Source organism: Streptomyces sp. NPDC046860 (assembly GCF_040645115.1).
In the GTDB taxonomy this organism is placed as follows: Bacteria; Actinomycetota; Actinomycetes; order Streptomycetales; family Streptomycetaceae; genus Streptomyces.
Genome location: NZ_JBEYXQ010000015.1, coordinates 115,017 through 130,314 on the forward strand (window position 1 = coordinate 115,017; position 15,298 = coordinate 130,314).

The window sequence follows — 15,298 nt, forward strand, 5'->3', positions numbered from 1 at the left end:
AATGCCCCGGTTCCCTATGTCCGAAACGCGCATGTTTCCGGACGGGAGAGGGGCCGGAGTCCCTCCCTGAAGGTTTGTGTTTTTCCGGCAAAAGCGGTTTGCTTTCCGGCGTACTGCTGCACTGCATATAACAGGGGCGGCTAAACGGCGTACGCCGCAGACCTCCCCGCCCTCACGTTTTCGATGAAAGGAAATCCGGTGGCACAGAAGGTTCAGGTCCTTCTTGTCGACGACCTCGACGGCGGCGAGGCTGACGAGACCGTGACGTTCGCGCTGGACGGCAAGACGTACGAGATCGATCTCACGACCGCCAATGCGGACAAGCTGCGTGGTCTTCTCGACGCATATGTGAAGGGCGGCCGTCGTACCGGAGGGCGTTCCTCGGGCGGACGCGGCAAGACCCGCGCCGCTTCCGGTGGCAACCAGGACACCGCGGCCATCCGCGCCTGGGCCAAGGAGAACGGCTATGACGTGAACGACCGCGGTCGCGTTCCCGCGTCCATCCGCGAGGCCTACGAGAAGGCCAACGGCTGATCACGCCCCCGCACGGACGGCTCGGCGCCCCGCCGCAGCCGGACCCGATGGCACTGCGCTGCCACCGTGTCCACCAGCCGTACGAGATCGGGGGCGCCCGCGACGCCCTCGAAGGACGGCAGCGCGGGCAGCGCCGCCTCCACATCGCGCCCCGGCTCGGGGGGCCGCAGCCACACGGCGGCCCCCTGTCCGGTCCCGGCGCCCGGCCCCGCGCCGGGACGCGCCGCCGAGCCCACGGCCCGTACGGGCGGCTCCGGCGCCTCCAGCAGATCCCCCGCGCCCAGCGCCCGCAGATCCAGCGCCAGCGCACCCCACTCCAGCCAGTCGAGCAGCCCCGGCAGCTCCTCCGCGGCGCCCGCGGCCACCAGCAGCCGCATGCGGCCGCCCGCCAGGGCCACCGGGGAGGCGGGCCCCAGGTGCCGCAGCGCCACCGCGCCGGCCTCGGCCGGCACGTCCAGTACGTCGAAGCGCACCCCCGTGACCAGCCGCAGCGGCGCTCCGGGCGCCGTCGCCCAGCCCAGCACACGTTCGTACCAGTGCCGGGCCGCGTCCTCGGGGGCCGGGCCGAGCGGACGCCTCGGCCGCGGCAAGGGGAGCGCGGACGACGCCGGGGGAATTGAGCCAGCCATGCCAGGTGCAACCGCCGAAGCCGTCCGGGAGTTACGCTGAGCGTCCGGAGGGTCACGTTCCGTGTACCGAGGGGGAGTGCATGGGCGCGCGAGGAGTCGTGAGGTTGTTCGCCCATAGCGGAGGGAACCGGTGCGCGCGGCATGGACCGCCGGTCTCCGCGGGTAAGACATGCCTAGTGGGAGGGGGCGACACGCAGAAAAGGCCGTCTCACGTTCGCCATCGGCGGAACGGCGAGTGGGGTAACTGCCTGGCCTGCGGGAACATCGTCTCGCACCATCGAGTTGGAGCAGATGTCGGCGTTCGGGGTCAGGAGGCCATCGACGGTGTCGGCAGTTGGAATGAGCGGTCCCCGCTTGCGGGACTAAGCTGCGGAAGGACAGGGAGGGGAAGTTCCCCCCACTGCCTGACCGCTCTGAGGAGCGATTAACGATGTTCGAGAGGTTCACCGACCGCGCGCGGCGGGTTGTCGTCCTGGCTCAGGAAGAAGCCCGGATGCTCAACCACAACTACATCGGCACCGAGCACATCCTCCTGGGTCTCATCCACGAGGGTGAAGGTGTCGCCGCTAAGGCCCTGGAGAGCCTCGGCATTTCGCTTGAGGCGGTCCGTCAGCAGGTGGAGGAGATCATCGGTCAGGGCCAGCAGGCCCCGTCCGGTCACATCCCCTTCACCCCCCGTGCCAAGAAGGTCCTGGAGCTCTCGCTCCGCGAGGCCCTTCAGCTCGGCCACAACTACATCGGTACCGAGCACATCCTGCTCGGCCTGATCCGTGAGGGCGAGGGCGTCGCCGCCCAGGTCCTGGTCAAGCTCGGAGCGGATCTCAACCGGGTGCGCCAGCAGGTCATCCAGTTGCTGTCCGGTTACCAGGGCAAGGAGACGGCCGCCGCCGGCGGCCCGGCCGAGGGCACCCCCTCGACCTCTCTCGTCCTGGACCAGTTCGGCCGGAACCTCACCCAGGCCGCTCGTGAGACCAAGCTCGACCCGGTCATCGGGCGCGAGAAGGAGATCGAGCGGGTCATGCAGGTGCTGTCCCGCCGCACCAAGAACAACCCGGTGCTGATCGGTGAGCCCGGCGTCGGCAAGACCGCCGTCGTCGAGGGCCTCGCCCAGGCCATCGTCAAGGGCGAGGTGCCCGAGACCCTCAAGGACAAGCACCTCTACACCCTCGACCTCGGTGCCCTGGTCGCCGGCTCCCGCTACCGCGGTGACTTCGAGGAGCGCCTGAAGAAGGTGCTCAAGGAGATCCGCACCCGCGGCGACATCATCCTGTTCATCGACGAGCTGCACACGCTCGTCGGCGCGGGTGCCGCCGAGGGCGCGATCGACGCCGCCTCCATCCTCAAGCCGATGCTGGCCCGCGGTGAGCTCCAGACCATCGGTGCCACCACGCTGGACGAGTACCGCAAGCACCTGGAGAAGGACGCGGCCCTCGAGCGCCGCTTCCAGCCCATCCAGGTCGCCGAGCCGTCCCTGCCGCACACCATCGAGATCCTCAAGGGTCTGCGCGACCGGTACGAGGCGCACCACCGCGTCTCCATCACCGACGAGGCGCTGGTGCAGGCCGCCACCCTGGCCGACCGGTACATCTCGGACCGCTTCCTCCCCGACAAGGCGATCGACCTGATCGACGAGGCCGGCTCCCGGATGCGCATCCGCCGGATGACCGCGCCGCCGGACCTCCGCGAGTTCGACGAGAAGATCGCCGGTGTCCGCCGGGACAAGGAGTCCGCGATCGACTCGCAGGACTTCGAGAAGGCCGCCTCCCTGCGCGACAAGGAGAAGCAGCTCCTGGCCGCCAAGGCCAAGCGGGAGAAGGAGTGGAAGGCCGGCGACATGGACGTCGTCGCCGAGGTCGACGGCGAGCTGATCGCCGAGGTCCTCGCCACGGCCACGGGCATCCCGGTCTTCAAGCTGACCGAGGAGGAGTCCAGCCGCCTGCTCCGCATGGAGGAGGAGCTGCACAAGCGGGTCATCGGCCAGGTCGACGCCGTCAAGGCGCTGTCCAAGGCGATCCGCCGTACCCGTGCCGGCCTGAAGGACCCGAAGCGTCCCGGTGGCTCGTTCATCTTCGCCGGTCCGTCCGGTGTCGGTAAGACCGAGCTGTCCAAGGCGCTCGCCGAGTTCCTCTTCGGTGACGAGGACGCGCTGATCTCCCTCGACATGTCGGAGTTCAGCGAGAAGCACACGGTCTCCCGCCTCTTCGGTTCGCCCCCCGGTTACGTGGGCTACGAAGAGGGCGGCCAGCTCACCGAGAAGGTGCGCCGCAAGCCGTTCTCGGTCGTCCTCTTCGACGAAGTCGAGAAGGCCCACCCGGACATCTTCAACTCGCTGCTGCAGATCCTGGAGGACGGTCGCCTGACCGACTCCCAGGGCCGGGTCGTGGACTTCAAGAACACGGTCATCATCATGACGACCAACCTCGGCACGCGGGACATCTCCAAGGGCTTCAACCTGGGCTTCGCCGCCTCCGGCGACACGAAGACCAACTACGAGCGCATGAAGAACAAGGTGTCGGACGAGCTCAAGCAGCACTTCCGCCCCGAGTTCCTCAACCGCGTCGACGACGTGGTCGTCTTCCCGCAGCTCACGCAGGCCGACATCCTCCGGATCGTCGACCTGATGATCAGCAAGGTGGACGAGCGCCTGAAGGACCGGGACATGGGCATCGAGCTCTCCCAGTCCGCCAAGGAGCTGCTCTCCAAGAAGGGCTACGACCCGGTGCTGGGCGCGCGTCCGCTGCGTCGCACGATCCAGCGCGAGGTCGAGGACACCCTCTCGGAGAAGATCCTCTTCGGCGAGCTGCGCCCCGGCCACATCGTGGTCGTGGACACGGAGGGCGAGGGCGAGGAGCAGACCTTCACCTTCCGCGGCGAGGAGAAGGCGGCCCTCCCGGACGCCCCGCCGATCGAGCAGGCGGCGGGCGGCGGCCCGAACCTGAGCAAGGACGCGTAACCCTCCGGGGGTTCGCGTAGGCCCGAAGGGGGCCGGTGCTTATCGGCACCGGCCCCCTTCGGCATGTGTCAGGGGGCGAAAGGACGCGATCTCGGTGCCGTCACCACGACCCCGGGAAAGTCCTCGGCGTACGCGCTCAGGTCGAGAGCCATTCCGTACTGCGTGACGAGAGCGGCGGTGCGCAGCCCTTGCAGGACACCTGTCGACATCGCTTCGCCATTCAGGCCGAGTCTGCGCAGCTGGGGGTTCTCCGAGAAACCGTCTTTCCGCAGGCTTCCGGGGACGAGATGTTGAGGGAGAAGATTCCGGAGTCGATCTCGGCCAGTACTTCGTCGGCGTATGCGGGGGCTTCGAAGCGGCTCCAGGGGCCGGGGGAGACCGGGCCGGTCAGCCGCAGGGGCTTGGGGACCAGCCCGGCGCCGGGGAACACCTTCTTCGGCCGTCGGGTCAGGACAACTGACCGCCGTAGTCGGGGAGTTTGAAGGTCTTGTCCGCGTGGCCGCCCGTCAGGTCGGAGGTGCTGTTGCCGATGTTGGCGATGATCTCGTAGCCGTGGTTCTCGATGTCGGCGCGCTGGGCGGTCTTGTAGGCGGCCACGTCCTTGAAGAGGTCGAAGAGGCCGCGTACGCGCAGGTCGGTGACCCGGTAGCCGTCGTGTTCGAGGTTGTAGGACGTGGGCCAGTGCAGGATGCCGGGCCGGGCCGTCACGAAGAACAGGGCCACGCCGTGGGTCTGGGCGTACTGCGCGACCTCCAGTACGGGGCGGTTGGCCGGCTGCGGGTACTGGAAGCCGAAGTCGGTCTCCAGGGTGGTGTTGTCCACGTCCAGGACGATGGCCTGCTTCTCGCCGGAGGAGGAGGCGATGCGGTCCTTGAGGTAGGGGAGGGCCTCGTTCATCACCTGCCGGCAGTCCTGCTGCCAGGTGGCGTAGTCGACGGCGGCGGCGCCGGTGACCGTCGTGGCGGCCTCGGCGGGGGCGGCGAGCGCGGTCAGCGCGGCGGTGGAGACGCCGATGGCGGCGATCCGGCGCACTAAGGGGCGTCTGGTCATGGAGGGGTCCTCTCGCGTCCGTACGGTGCAGTGCATGCTCTGCGGAGCGGGTGGCGCGAGGGGAACCGTAGGGTTACCAGACGGTAGGTTGCTAGAGGCGCGCGTCACATTTATGGGGTCCGGAGCCGGGCCCGCCGGTGACATGCCGCACAGGGGAAATGTCCGGTACTAACCGGGATAGTGGTTTTCCAAAAGGGGACAGAACCGGACGTACGCGCAGAAACCGTGAGTGATACCGGCAGGCCGTACCGCCTGGTGTCGCCGGGGTGCCCGACCTGTCAAGAGATGCCCGATTTTCGGATACTTCTACTACCTCGTGCCGTAGATAGGCCCTTTGTGCCCGGATGGGGTGAGGGGTTACCAATGTGGAGTCCCGCCCGGAGCACGGTGAAACATCCGTACGCCGGGTGGCTCTCTGTCTCCGACTTCACGAGGTATCGATGTTCAAGCGTTCCACGTCTGTCCGTACGTCCGCGCTCCGCACCCGCGTGGCCGTCATGGCCGCCGCTGTCGGTGGCGCGGCCGTGCTGGGTGGCGGGGTTGCCAGCGCCGCCTCCGCCTCCGCGACCTCCTGGGTCGACCCGGTGAAGAAGTACACCCTCTCCGCCAGCTTCGACCAGGGCGGCAGCCACTGGGCGCACAAGCACAGCGGTCAGGACTTCGCGGTGCCCACCGGCACCGAGGTCCTCGCGGCCCACGGCGGCACCGTCGTCAAGGCCGGCCCGAACGGCGCCGGTGACGGCCCCGCGTACGGCAACGCCATCGTCATCAAGCACGGCAACGGTCTGTACTCGCAGTACGCCCACCTGTCCCGTGTCGACGTCAAGATCGGCCAGGTCGTCAAGACCGGTCAGCACATAGCCAAGTCGGGCAGCACCGGTAACTCCACCGGCCCGCACCTGCACTTCGAGATCCGCAAGACGCCGAACTACGGCTCGGCCGTCAACCCGGTGACCTTCCTGAAGGCCCACGGCGTCCGCGTCTGAGCCCCTGGGCCACCGCCCCCGGCCGTGAACGGCCACCGACGGTAGTCCGGACCGCGGATGTCCGGACTACTTCCTGCCGCGGGCGCCCTCGTGCGCCTGCGTCACCAGATCCACGGCGACTTCGAGAACCGCTTCGCGCTTCTTCTCGGGGTCGCCTTCCAGGTCCGCCATCACGAACATCCCGGCGTGCAGGGTGAACAGCGCGCTGATCGAGCGGACCTGGTCCACCATCTCCGCCTCGGGGTCGACGATGATCTCCCTGAGGCCCTTCATGCGTTCCTTGAACGTGTCCCCGATGCGCAGTTCCCGCACCGTCGCCTGGTTCTCCTGCATGAACCGGAAGAGCGGCTGCGCCCCGGCCAGCGCCGCGCTGTAGCGCCGTACGATCTCCTGCTTGGTCTCCAGGGTGTGCGGCTGGCTGCGGCCCCACTCGATCAGGTCCTCGATCGGCTGCGTCAGATCCGCGAAGAGGCTGACGATGATCTCTTCCTTGGTCTTGAAGTGGTAGTAGAGCGCCGCCTTGGTCACGTCGAGGTGCTCGGCGATCTCGCGCAGCGAGGTCTTCTCATAGCCCTGTTCCGCGAAGAGTTCGAGCGCGACGTCCTGGATGCGCTGGCGGGTGTTCCCGCGGCGCTGCTGCTTGGTGCCGTCCATGGTGTCGCCCATCCTCGTACTCCTCCCGCTCCCGCGGAAACTTACTTGACGCCCGGCTAGTAAACGGGCTACCTTCCAGTGTAGTGAACTAGCCGGGCGGCAAGTAAGTACCTGCCGCCAGGGGGAGTGGGAGAAATGGCGGACACGCAGACGGCCGACACGGGCCCGGCGGAGCCCGAGCAGTCGGAGAAGCAGCCGAAGAGCGTACGAGTGGTTCTGCTCGCGCTCATGATCGCCATGATGCTGGCGATGCTGGACAACATGATCGTCGGCACCGCGATGCCCACGATCGTGGGCGACCTGGGCGGTCTCGAGCACCTGTCCTGGGTCGTGACGGGGTACACCCTCGCCACCGCGGCCTCGACCCCGGTCTGGGGCAAGATCGGTGACATGTACGGGCGCAAGGGCGCCTTCCTGGGCTCCATCGTGATCTTCCTGATCGGCTCCGCGCTCAGCGGCATGGCCCAGGGCATGGGTGAGCTGATCGCGTTCCGTGCCGTCCAGGGCCTGGGCGCCGGTGGTCTGATGGTCGGCGTCATGGCGATCATCGGCGACCTGATCCCGCCGCGCGAGCGCGGCAAGTACCAGGGCATGATGGCCGGCGTCATGGCGCTGGCGATGATCGGCGGCCCGCTGGTCGGTGGCACCATCACCGACAACTGGGGCTGGCGCTGGTCCTTCTACATCAACCTGCCGCTCGGCGCGGTCGCGCTCGCCCTGGTCTCCGCGGTGCTGCACCTGCCGAAGAAGCGGGCCAAGGCCGGCATCGACTACCTGGGCGTCACGCTGCTCACCGTCGGCATCACCGCGATCGTCCTGGTCACGACGTGGGGCGGCACCGAGTACGCCTGGACCTCCGCGCGCATCATGGAGCTGACCGCCCTCGGTGTGGTCGCCCTGGTCGGGTTCGTGTTCTGGCAGACCAAGGCCGCCGAGCCGGTCGTGCCGCTGCACATCTTCAAGAACCGCAACTTCACCCTGATGTCCCTGATCGGCTTCATCACCGGCTTCGTGATGTTCGGCGCGACGCTCTTCCTGCCGCTGTACCAGCAGGCCGTGCAGGGCGCGTCCGCGACCAACTCCGGACTGCTGCTCCTGCCGATGCTCGGCGCGATGCTGGTGACCTCGATGGTCGCGGGCCGGGTCACCACGGGCAGCGGCCGCTACAAGGTCTTCCCCATCGTCGGCGGTGTGCTGATGATCGCCGGGCTGTACCTGATGTCGCTGATGGACACCGGGACGACCCGGCTGACCTCCGGCATCTACATGGCCGTGCTCGGCGCGGGCATGGGCTGCCTGATGCAGATCACCATGCTGGTGGCGCAGAACAGCGTGGAGATGAAGGACATGGGCGTGGCGTCCTCCTCCACCACCCTGTTCCGCACGCTCGGCTCGTCGTTCGGTGTGGCCGTCATGGGCGCCCTGTTCAACAACCGGGTGCAGGACGTCATGAGCGAGCGCGCCGGTGCGCTGGGCAAGGGCATCACCGAGAAGTCCGCCCAGCTCGACGCGGCCAGCCTCGCCAAGCTTCCGGCGGCGGCGCGGGAGGCCTACCAGCACGCGGTGTCCGCCGGTACGCACTCCGCGTTCCTGCTCGGCTCGGCGATCGCCGTCCTGGTCCTGATCGCGGCCTTCTTCGTCAAGGAGGTCCCGCTGCGCGGCGGCCCCCAGAAGCCCTCGGCCGACTCCGACTCCGAATCCGACTCCGCGGGCGCGGTCCCGGCCCCGGTGATAGAGGCGGTCTGACCGGACTCTCCGAAGGCCCCCCGTACGGCACTGCGCCGCGCGGGGGGCCTTCGGCCGTTCCGGGGCCGGGTGGGCCTGGCCGCGCCGGGCCGGCGTGCTCAGCCCCGCAGGTTCGGGGGCACCGGGTAGCTGCCGGTCGCCGTCGGGGCGTGTTCGGGGAGCCAGAGGACCGCCACCGCGCCCTCGGCCGGGAGGTGGGCGGGGGTGCCCGCGGGGCGGATGTTGCGGAAGGTGAGGCGGGCGCCGAGGACGCGGGCCTGACCGGCCGCGATCGTCAGGCCGAGGCCGTGCCCCTGGCCGGCGCGGTCCTCGCTGCCGGTGCGGAAGCGGAGCGGCCCCTCCGCGAGGAGCTGCTCGGGGAAGCCGGGGCCGTGGTCGCGTATCCGGATGACCCGGCCCTCGACGGTCACCTCGACCGGGGGCCGGCCGTGCCGGGCGGCGTTGGTGAGCAGGTTGAGCAGCACCCGCTCCAGCCGGCGCGGGTCGGTGGTGACCTCCGACTCGTGCACCACCCGTACGGCGATGTCCGGGTCCTTGGCCGCCACGCGCCGGGCGACGAACTCGCCCAGCATGATGTCCTGCAGCTCGGCCCGCTCGGAGGCGCCGTCCAGCCGGGCCACCTCCAGGACGTCCTCCACCAGGGTGCGCATCGCCTTGGCCCGGTCCAGGACCAGTTCGGTGGGGCGCCCGGGAGGCAGCAGCTCGGCCGCCGTGAGCAGCCCGGTGACCGGGGTGCGCAGCTCGTGCGCGATGTCCGCGGTGACCCGCCGCTCCGCCTCCAGCCGCTGCCGCAGGGCGTCCGCCATCGCGTCCACCGCGCGGGCCAGGTCGTCGGCCTCGTCCCGTACGACTCCGCCGATGGCCTCCCGTACCCGTACGTCGGTCTCGCCCGTCGCCAGCCGGTTCGCGGCGGCCGCCGCCTTGCGCAGCCGCCGGGAGAGCTGGCCGCCGATCACCACGCCGAGCGCGCTGCCGCCGAGCACCACCGCGATGGAGCCGATGAGCAGCGCCTGGTCGAGGTCGGCCAGCACGTCGGCCGACCTGTCGGGGAAGGCGCCGTGCAGCGAGAGGACGTGGCCGTTCTTGACCGGCACCGCGGCCCAGATGTCCGGCTCGCCGCTGCCGGTGTCGCTGACGTAGCTGGCCCGGCGGCCCTCCTCCACCTTGTCCCGCAGCTCGGCCGGGAGCGCCGGGTCGTCGATCTTGATGCTGGGGAAGTTGGGGCGCCCGGCGAGTTCGTAGTTGCGCTGGGCGAGCTGGACCCGCTGGTTGGCCAGGTCACGGGCGTTGTCCAGCATCGAGACCCGGGCCGCGTTGTGCACGACCAGGCTCAGCGCGATCGCCACCAGACCCGCGACCAGCGCGATGGCCGCACTGAGCTTCCACCGCAGATTGGTGCGCAGGCCCACGCCCGCCACCCGCCGTACCGGCCGGCCGAAGAGACTCCGCATGACCGCGCTCAGCCCCGCAGCTTGTAGCCGAAGCCCCGGACCGTCTCGATCCGGTCCTGGCCGATCTTCTGCCGCAGCCGCTGCACATGCACGTCGACCACCCGGGTGTCCCCGCCCCAGCCGTAGTCCCAGACCCGCTCCAGCAGCTTGTCGCGGGAGAGCACGGTGCCCGGCGCGCCGGAGAACTCCAGCAGCAGCCGCATCTCGGTCGGGGTGAGCGCCACCGGCTGTCCGGCCCGCCGCACCTCCATGCCCTCGGTGTCCACCTCCAGCTCGCCGAAGGTCAGCACCCCGTCCGTGGCCGCCGGGCCGTCCGCCCCGGCCCGTCCCGGATGCCCGGCGTGCCCGAAGCGGCGCAGCACCGCCCGGATGCGGGCGACCAGCACCGCGCCGTCGAACGGCTTGGTGACGTAGTCGTCGGCGCCCGCCTCCAGGCCCAGCACCACGTCGATGGAGTCCGCGCGGGCCGACAGCATGATCACCGGCACGGTCGACTCGTCCCGGATGCGGCGGCACAGGCTCACCCCGTCCAGCCCCGGCACCATCACGTCCAGCAGCGCGATGTCGGGCCGGTCGGCGCGGAACGCCTCCAGCCCCGAGAGGCCGTCGGGCATGGCGGTGACCGCGAAGCCGTCCCGCTCCAGGGCGAGCTGGGTGGCCTCACGGATGACGTCGTCGTCCTCCACGAACAGGACGTGGGTGTGCTCTGGCATCCGGGTGCTCTCAGTCCTCGGGTTCCTCGGGGGCTCGGTGTCGCGTCAGTCGGCGGGCACGGCGGACGGCTCGTGGCCCACCGAACCGCTGTAGTCGGTGTGCACGGGCTTGCCCGGCGTGAACCGGCCCGTCTTCCACTTGTACGGGATGACGTCCTCGCCCGACGGGCTGGAGATGGGGTCGCCCTTGCTGTACACCTGCTTCGTCACGGTCAGCACGCCCTGGTCGATCTCCGCGTAGACCGGCGACTCCTCGGCCTTGAACACGTTCCGGTACGAGCCACCGGCTTCCCGGTAGACGTACGCGCCGATCCCCACCGCGTCGGCGCAGGTCAGCACGTTGATCACGACATCGGTGCGGTCCGAGCCGGTCAGATCGCCGTAGGAGACGTCCACCGGGTAGTCGTCACCGCTGCCGCACGGCTTCAGCTCGTGCTTGACGGCGGCCGAGACCGCCGGGTCCCGCTTCAGCAGGCGCACCGCGTCGACGCGCCGGTAGCCGTTCGCCGGGCCCGGGGAGGGGGAGGCGGCCGCCGCCCCGGCCACCGCGGAGACGCGCGCCGGGCCCTCGTCCCGGGCCCCGGTGCCCCCGGCACCGCAGGCGGTGGCGGAAAGGCCGACAGCGGCGATCCCGGCCACCGCCGTGATCACCGCTCCTGCGCCCCGGACACGTCCGGGCCCGCCGTTCAGGCCGCGCAACGCTCCCGCTCCTCACGCTCCAGCGCGCGCGCATCCAGATCACGGGCCTCCAGCTCCTCGCGGAGCCGGGCGAGCGCCCGGTGCAGCGTGCTCTTGACCGTGCCCGCGGACATGCCGAGGGCCGCGGCCGTCTCTTCCGTGGACATCTGCTCCCAGTGTCGCAGCACCACGACACTGCGCTGCTTGGGAGCCAGCACCTTCAGTATGTCCATCAGCAGGGCGCGGTCGGCGTACTGCTCGGTGGAGTCCGCCACGCTGGCCTCGGGGAGCTGCTCGGTCGGCACCTCCTCCAGCTTGCGCGCCCGCCACCACTCGGTACGGGTGTTGATCATGACCCGGCGCAGATAGGCGTCGGCGAGCCGCTTGTCGGCGATGCCCTCCCAGCGCCCGTACGTCCGGGCCAGCGCGGTCTGGAGCAGGTCCTGCGCGTCCACCGGGTCGGGCACCAGACGGCGGGCGCTGCGCAGCAGCGCGTCCTGCCGGGTCCGCACGTACTCCTCGAACTCGAGCACCTCGCCCTGCGCCATGACCGACCGCCTTCCGTCTCCCCGTCGCCCCGGCTCCGCGCACCGGGTCCTCATCTCGCCGGCCCGGTGGTCCGCCGGGCACGGAACGAAATTACGGAGCTGTTGTCACGGGGTTGTCCGAGGCAGCCAGCGGCCTGCACTCGGCTGTCCGTCGGTTGTGTAACGGAAGTAGGTACGGGGTAAAGGAGGCGCCCGTCATGTCTGGTTATGGGGCATCTTGTCGGGCGCGCGGGTCCGTGACACCGGACCCGCGCGCTGTGACCTCGCTGTGCTTCAGCTCAGCGGCAGCCGGTACATGCCGCCGGGCAGCGGCTCCACCAGGCCGTCGGTGACGAGCCCGTCGAGCGCGCGGGCCCGCTGCACCGGCTCGTGCCACACCCGGTCCAGGCTGGTCTGCGGCACCGGCACATGCGCGTCCCGCAGCACCGCGAGCAGCTTCCCGCGCACCTGGCGGTCGGTGCCCGCGTACGTCTGCCCGCGCCGGGGCGGCCCCTCGTGCTCCGGCTTCCCGGCGAGCCGCCAGGCGCACTGCGCGGCGATCGGGCAGCGGTGGCACTCCTCGTTCTTCGCCGTGCACACCAGCGCGCCCAGTTCCATGGACGCCGCCGCCCACCGGGCCGCCGTGCTGTCCTCGTCGGGCAGCAGCTCGCGGGCCAGCCTGCGTTCGGCGGCCGTGGTCGCGTTCGGCGGGTAGCGCACACCGGTCACCGCCCGCGCGAACACCCGGCGGACATTGGTGTCCAGCACCGGGTGCCGCTGCCCGTAGGCGAAGGAGGCCACGGCCGCCGCGGTGTACTCGCCGATGCCGGGCAGCGCCAGCAACTGGGCGTGGTCGGTGGGCACGTCACCGCCGTGCCGCTCCGTTATGGCGACGGCGGCACCGTGCAGGCGCAGCGCGCGGCGCGGGTAGCCGAGCCGGCCCCAGGCGCGCACCGCCTCGCCCGGCGGCTCCTTCGCCAGGTCGGCCGGGCGGGGCCAGCGGGCGAGCCACTGCTCGTAGACGGGCAGCACCCGGCTCACCGGGGTCTGCTGGAGCATGAACTCACTGACCATCACGCCCCACGGCCCCGCTTCCGGGCGGCGCCAGGGGAGGTCGCGGGCGTGGCTGTCGAACCAGTCGATCACTGGGGCGTGAAGCTTCTCAGTCATGGCCTTCCGATCCTGCCACGCCCGCGGCGGACCGGGTGGGTCACCGCCTGTGCACGGAGCGTCGCACTCGGCGCAAGATGCGCGTGTGAGGGGGAAGTTACCGGGATGATGATCCGGAAAAGTTGATGCGAGGGCGGCGGGGGACGCCAGTCGGGGGCATGATCTCTCGTAGAGTTTCCGCGTGGGATCTCTGCGCAATCCGGTCGGGCCGCTTCCCTCCTCCATCTACTGGCGACGGAGGGTCGTCATCGTGTCCGTGGTCGCCCTCCTGGCGCTCGTGGTCACCTGGATCGTCGTGTCCGGCGGCGGGGGAGGCAAGAACGGCGCCGAAGGCCCCGACGGCAAGAATCCCGCGTCCACGATCACGCCGGGTCCCTCCTCCTCCGGTCCCGCGATCAGCCAACACCCCGGCGGCCGGGACGAGTCGGGCTCGGGCGGCTCCGGTGACACGGGCTCGGGCGACGGCTCCGGCGCGGGCGGCTCCGGCGGCGACGGCACGGGCGGCGACTCCGGCTCGGGTACGGGCGGCTCGGGCGGTGCGGGTTCCGCCGCGGGCTCGGGCGGCGGGAACGTCGGCGAGGGTGACGCGCTGGCCGCGTCCTCACCGCTCCCCGTCTGCGCCCCCGGCAAGGTCACGGTGAGCCTGCGCAGCAAGCGCAACTCCTACTCGCCCGACGAGACCCCCACCTTCGAACTCGTCGTGCGCAACACCTCGTCCGGCGACTGCAAGGCGGACCTGGGCCCCGAGCACGCGGTGCTGGCGGTCACCCCGGCCGACGGCGACGACACCTTCTGGGCCTCGGACGACTGCCCCAAGGGCGCCAAGAGCCTGGTCTTCCGGGTTCCGGCCGGCGAGAGCATCACCTACACCGTGAAGTGGGACCGCCGTCCGAGCGCCCCCGAGTGCGCCACCCCGCCCGCGGGCAAGGCCAAGCCCGGCACCTACCTCCTGGAGGCGAAGCCGGCGGGCTTCGCCAGGACACAGACGTCGTTCGTCCTGTCGGCGGACTAGACGTACCGCTCGAGAATCGAGGACTCCGCCAGCCGCGAGAGTCCCTCGCGCACGCTACGGGCCCGAGCCTCCCCGACCCCGTCGACAGCCTGAAGATCATCCACGCTGGCCGCGAGCAACTTCTGCAGCCCGCCGAAGTGCTCCACCAGCCGGTCGATGACGGCCCCCGGCAGCCGGGGAACCTTCGCCAGCAGCCGGAACCCGCGGGGCGACACCGCCGAGTCCAGCGACTCGGGAGACGCGGTGTACCCCATCCCCCGTGCCACGGTGCCCAGTTCGAGCAGCTCCGCGTGGCTCAGCGCGTCCAGCTCGAACAGCGCCTCCTCCACCGTGCGCGAACGCTTCGCCGTCGGCTCGGGCACGTAGTCCCGCACGACCAGCTCGCGGTCGGGCTCGACGCCCGCGATCAGCTCCTCCAGCTGGAGGGCCAGCAGACGGCCGTCGGTGCCCAGTTCGACGACGTACTCCGCGATCTCGGTGGCGATGCGCCGGACCATCTCCAGGCGCTGCGCGACCGCCGAGACGTCCCGGACCGTCACCAGGTCCTCGATCTCCAGCGCCGACAGCGTGCCCGCGACCTCGTCCAGGCGGAGCTTGTACCGCTCCAGCGTGGCCAGGGCCTGGTTCGCGCGGGACAGGATCGCCGCCGAGTCCTCCAGCACCCTGCGCTGACCGTCGACGTACAGCGCGATCAGCCGCATCGACTGGGACACCGAGACCACGGGGAAGCCGACCTGCTTGGAGACGCGGTCCGCGGTGCGGTGCCGGGTGCCGGTCTCCTCGGTGGGGATCGTGGGGTCCGGCACGAGCTGGACGCCGGCGCGCAGGATCTTCGACAGGTCCGAGGACAGGACGATGCCGCCGTCCAGCTTGCACAGCTCGCGCAGGCGGGTCGCGGTGAACTCCACGTCCAGCACGAAACCGCCGGTGCACATCGCCTCGACCGTCTTGTCCCAGCCGAGCAGGATCAGCCCGCCGGTGTTGCCGCGCAGGACCCGCTCCAGACCGTCGCGCAGGGCCGTGCCCGGAGCCACGGCACTCAGCGAGGCGCGCATCAGGCCATCGGCACCGGCACTCCCACCGGACTTTCCGGGAGCTGCTGCCCGGTCGTTGGCTGCCACTGCACTCCTCCGGTCGCAGGTTCTGACGCGCTTCCGTCACGGCACGCGTTTCGCACGGACGGGCGAGACCTGCG

General features: G+C 70.5%; 14 protein-coding genes. 5 read left to right on the top strand and 9 right to left on the bottom strand.

Annotated elements, in window-relative coordinates; all coding sequences use genetic code 11:
* The first annotated feature begins 198 nt into the window (after positions 1-198).
* A complete protein-coding gene (locus tag ABZ898_RS21650; protein WP_161147472.1) occupies positions 199-534 on the top strand; it encodes an Lsr2 family protein in 336 nt (111 codons plus the stop codon).
* Here ABZ898_RS21650 and ABZ898_RS21655 read toward each other — a convergent pair.
* On the bottom strand, positions 513-1,163 hold the full coding sequence (locus tag ABZ898_RS21655; protein WP_361661185.1) for an SCO3374 family protein: 651 nt from the start codon (positions 1,161-1,163) through the stop codon (positions 513-515). The genes ABZ898_RS21650 and ABZ898_RS21655 overlap by 22 nt on opposite strands.
* 430 nt (positions 1,164-1,593) lie before the next feature.
* Here ABZ898_RS21655 and ABZ898_RS21660 point away from each other — a divergent pair, with 430 nt between their 5' ends.
* A complete protein-coding gene (locus ABZ898_RS21660) occupies positions 1,594-4,116 on the top strand; it encodes an ATP-dependent Clp protease ATP-binding subunit (RefSeq protein WP_361661188.1) in 2,523 nt (840 codons plus the stop codon).
* A gap of 447 nt (positions 4,117-4,563) precedes the next feature.
* Here ABZ898_RS21660 and ABZ898_RS21665 read toward each other — a convergent pair whose 3' ends face one another.
* Complete coding sequence (locus ABZ898_RS21665; protein WP_361661191.1) at positions 4,564-5,166, bottom strand: HAD family acid phosphatase; 603 nt, start codon at positions 5,164-5,166, stop codon at positions 4,564-4,566.
* A 440-nt stretch (positions 5,167-5,606) separates the two neighbouring features.
* Here ABZ898_RS21665 and ABZ898_RS21670 point away from each other — a divergent pair, with 440 nt between their 5' ends.
* Entirely contained in the window at positions 5,607-6,152 is a 546-nt protein-coding gene (locus tag ABZ898_RS21670) for a M23 family metallopeptidase (RefSeq protein WP_361661194.1), read from the top strand.
* A 66-nt stretch (positions 6,153-6,218) separates the two neighbouring features.
* Here ABZ898_RS21670 and ABZ898_RS21675 read toward each other — a convergent pair whose 3' ends face one another.
* Positions 6,219-6,818, bottom strand: a complete 600-nt coding sequence (locus ABZ898_RS21675) for a TetR/AcrR family transcriptional regulator (protein ID WP_361661197.1) — start codon at positions 6,816-6,818, stop codon at positions 6,219-6,221.
* Positions 6,819-6,941: 123 nt separating this feature from the next.
* On the opposite strand from ABZ898_RS21675, the gene ABZ898_RS21680 reads away from it, so the two are divergent.
* Positions 6,942-8,552, top strand: coding sequence for an MDR family MFS transporter (locus tag ABZ898_RS21680; protein ID WP_361661200.1), 1,611 nt, complete (start codon positions 6,942-6,944; stop codon positions 8,550-8,552).
* Between the two features lie 98 nt (positions 8,553-8,650).
* Here the strand turns inward: ABZ898_RS21680 and cseC are convergent, their stop codons facing one another.
* The 5 genes from cseC to ABZ898_RS21705 all read right to left on the bottom strand — a co-directional run bounded on the left by cseC (position 8,651) and on the right by ABZ898_RS21705 (position 13,091).
* Complete coding sequence (gene cseC, locus ABZ898_RS21685) at positions 8,651-10,003, bottom strand: two-component system sensor histidine kinase CseC (protein WP_361661203.1); 1,353 nt, start codon at positions 10,001-10,003, stop codon at positions 8,651-8,653.
* An 8-nt stretch (positions 10,004-10,011) separates the two neighbouring features.
* Positions 10,012-10,716: a two-component system response regulator CseB gene (cseB, locus tag ABZ898_RS21690; protein WP_361661206.1), complete on the bottom strand. Its 705-nt coding sequence runs from the start codon at positions 10,714-10,716 to the stop codon at positions 10,012-10,014.
* Between the two features lie 45 nt (positions 10,717-10,761).
* Complete coding sequence (locus tag ABZ898_RS21695) at positions 10,762-11,367, bottom strand: hypothetical protein (RefSeq protein WP_361661209.1); 606 nt, start codon at positions 11,365-11,367, stop codon at positions 10,762-10,764.
* A gap of 35 nt (positions 11,368-11,402) precedes the next feature.
* Positions 11,403-11,942, bottom strand: coding sequence for a SigE family RNA polymerase sigma factor (locus tag ABZ898_RS21700; protein ID WP_361661212.1), 540 nt, complete (start codon positions 11,940-11,942; stop codon positions 11,403-11,405).
* A 273-nt stretch (positions 11,943-12,215) separates the two neighbouring features.
* Complete coding sequence (locus ABZ898_RS21705; RefSeq protein ID WP_361661215.1) at positions 12,216-13,091, bottom strand: A/G-specific adenine glycosylase; 876 nt, start codon at positions 13,089-13,091, stop codon at positions 12,216-12,218.
* A 181-nt stretch (positions 13,092-13,272) separates the two neighbouring features.
* Here ABZ898_RS21705 and ABZ898_RS21710 point away from each other — a divergent pair, with 181 nt between their 5' ends.
* Positions 13,273-14,103, top strand: a complete 831-nt coding sequence (locus ABZ898_RS21710) for a hypothetical protein (protein ID WP_361661218.1) — start codon at positions 13,273-13,275, stop codon at positions 14,101-14,103.
* Here the strand turns inward: ABZ898_RS21710 and disA are convergent.
* Positions 14,100-15,224, bottom strand: coding sequence for a DNA integrity scanning diadenylate cyclase DisA (disA, locus tag ABZ898_RS21715; protein ID WP_361661220.1), 1,125 nt, complete (start codon positions 15,222-15,224; stop codon positions 14,100-14,102). The two genes, ABZ898_RS21710 and disA, sit on opposite strands and share 4 nt — an antisense overlap.
* Positions 15,225-15,298: the final 74 nt, after the last annotated feature.

Excerpts from the sequence above, each read along its gene's own strand:
- ABZ898_RS21700 (WP_361661212.1), bottom strand. The coding sequence starts at position 11,942 with ATGGCGCAGGGCGAGGTGCTCGAGTTCGAGGAGTACGTGCGGACCCGG.
- ABZ898_RS21670 (WP_361661194.1), top strand. The coding sequence starts at position 5,607 with ATGTTCAAGCGTTCCACGTCTGTCCGTACGTCCGCGCTCCGCACCCGC.
- ABZ898_RS21665 (WP_361661191.1), bottom strand. The coding sequence starts at position 5,166 with ATGACCAGACGCCCCTTAGTGCGCCGGATCGCCGCCATCGGCGTCTCC.
- cseB (WP_361661206.1), bottom strand. The coding sequence starts at position 10,716 with ATGCCAGAGCACACCCACGTCCTGTTCGTGGAGGACGACGACGTCATC.
- cseC (WP_361661203.1), bottom strand. The coding sequence starts at position 10,003 with ATGCGGAGTCTCTTCGGCCGGCCGGTACGGCGGGTGGCGGGCGTGGGC.
- ABZ898_RS21655 (WP_361661185.1), bottom strand. The coding sequence starts at position 1,163 with ATGGCTGGCTCAATTCCCCCGGCGTCGTCCGCGCTCCCCTTGCCGCGG.
- ABZ898_RS21705 (WP_361661215.1), bottom strand. The coding sequence starts at position 13,091 with ATGACTGAGAAGCTTCACGCCCCAGTGATCGACTGGTTCGACAGCCAC.
- ABZ898_RS21680 (WP_361661200.1), top strand. The coding sequence starts at position 6,942 with ATGGCGGACACGCAGACGGCCGACACGGGCCCGGCGGAGCCCGAGCAG.
- ABZ898_RS21675 (WP_361661197.1), bottom strand. The coding sequence starts at position 6,818 with ATGGGCGACACCATGGACGGCACCAAGCAGCAGCGCCGCGGGAACACC.
- ABZ898_RS21660 (WP_361661188.1), top strand. The coding sequence starts at position 1,594 with ATGTTCGAGAGGTTCACCGACCGCGCGCGGCGGGTTGTCGTCCTGGCT.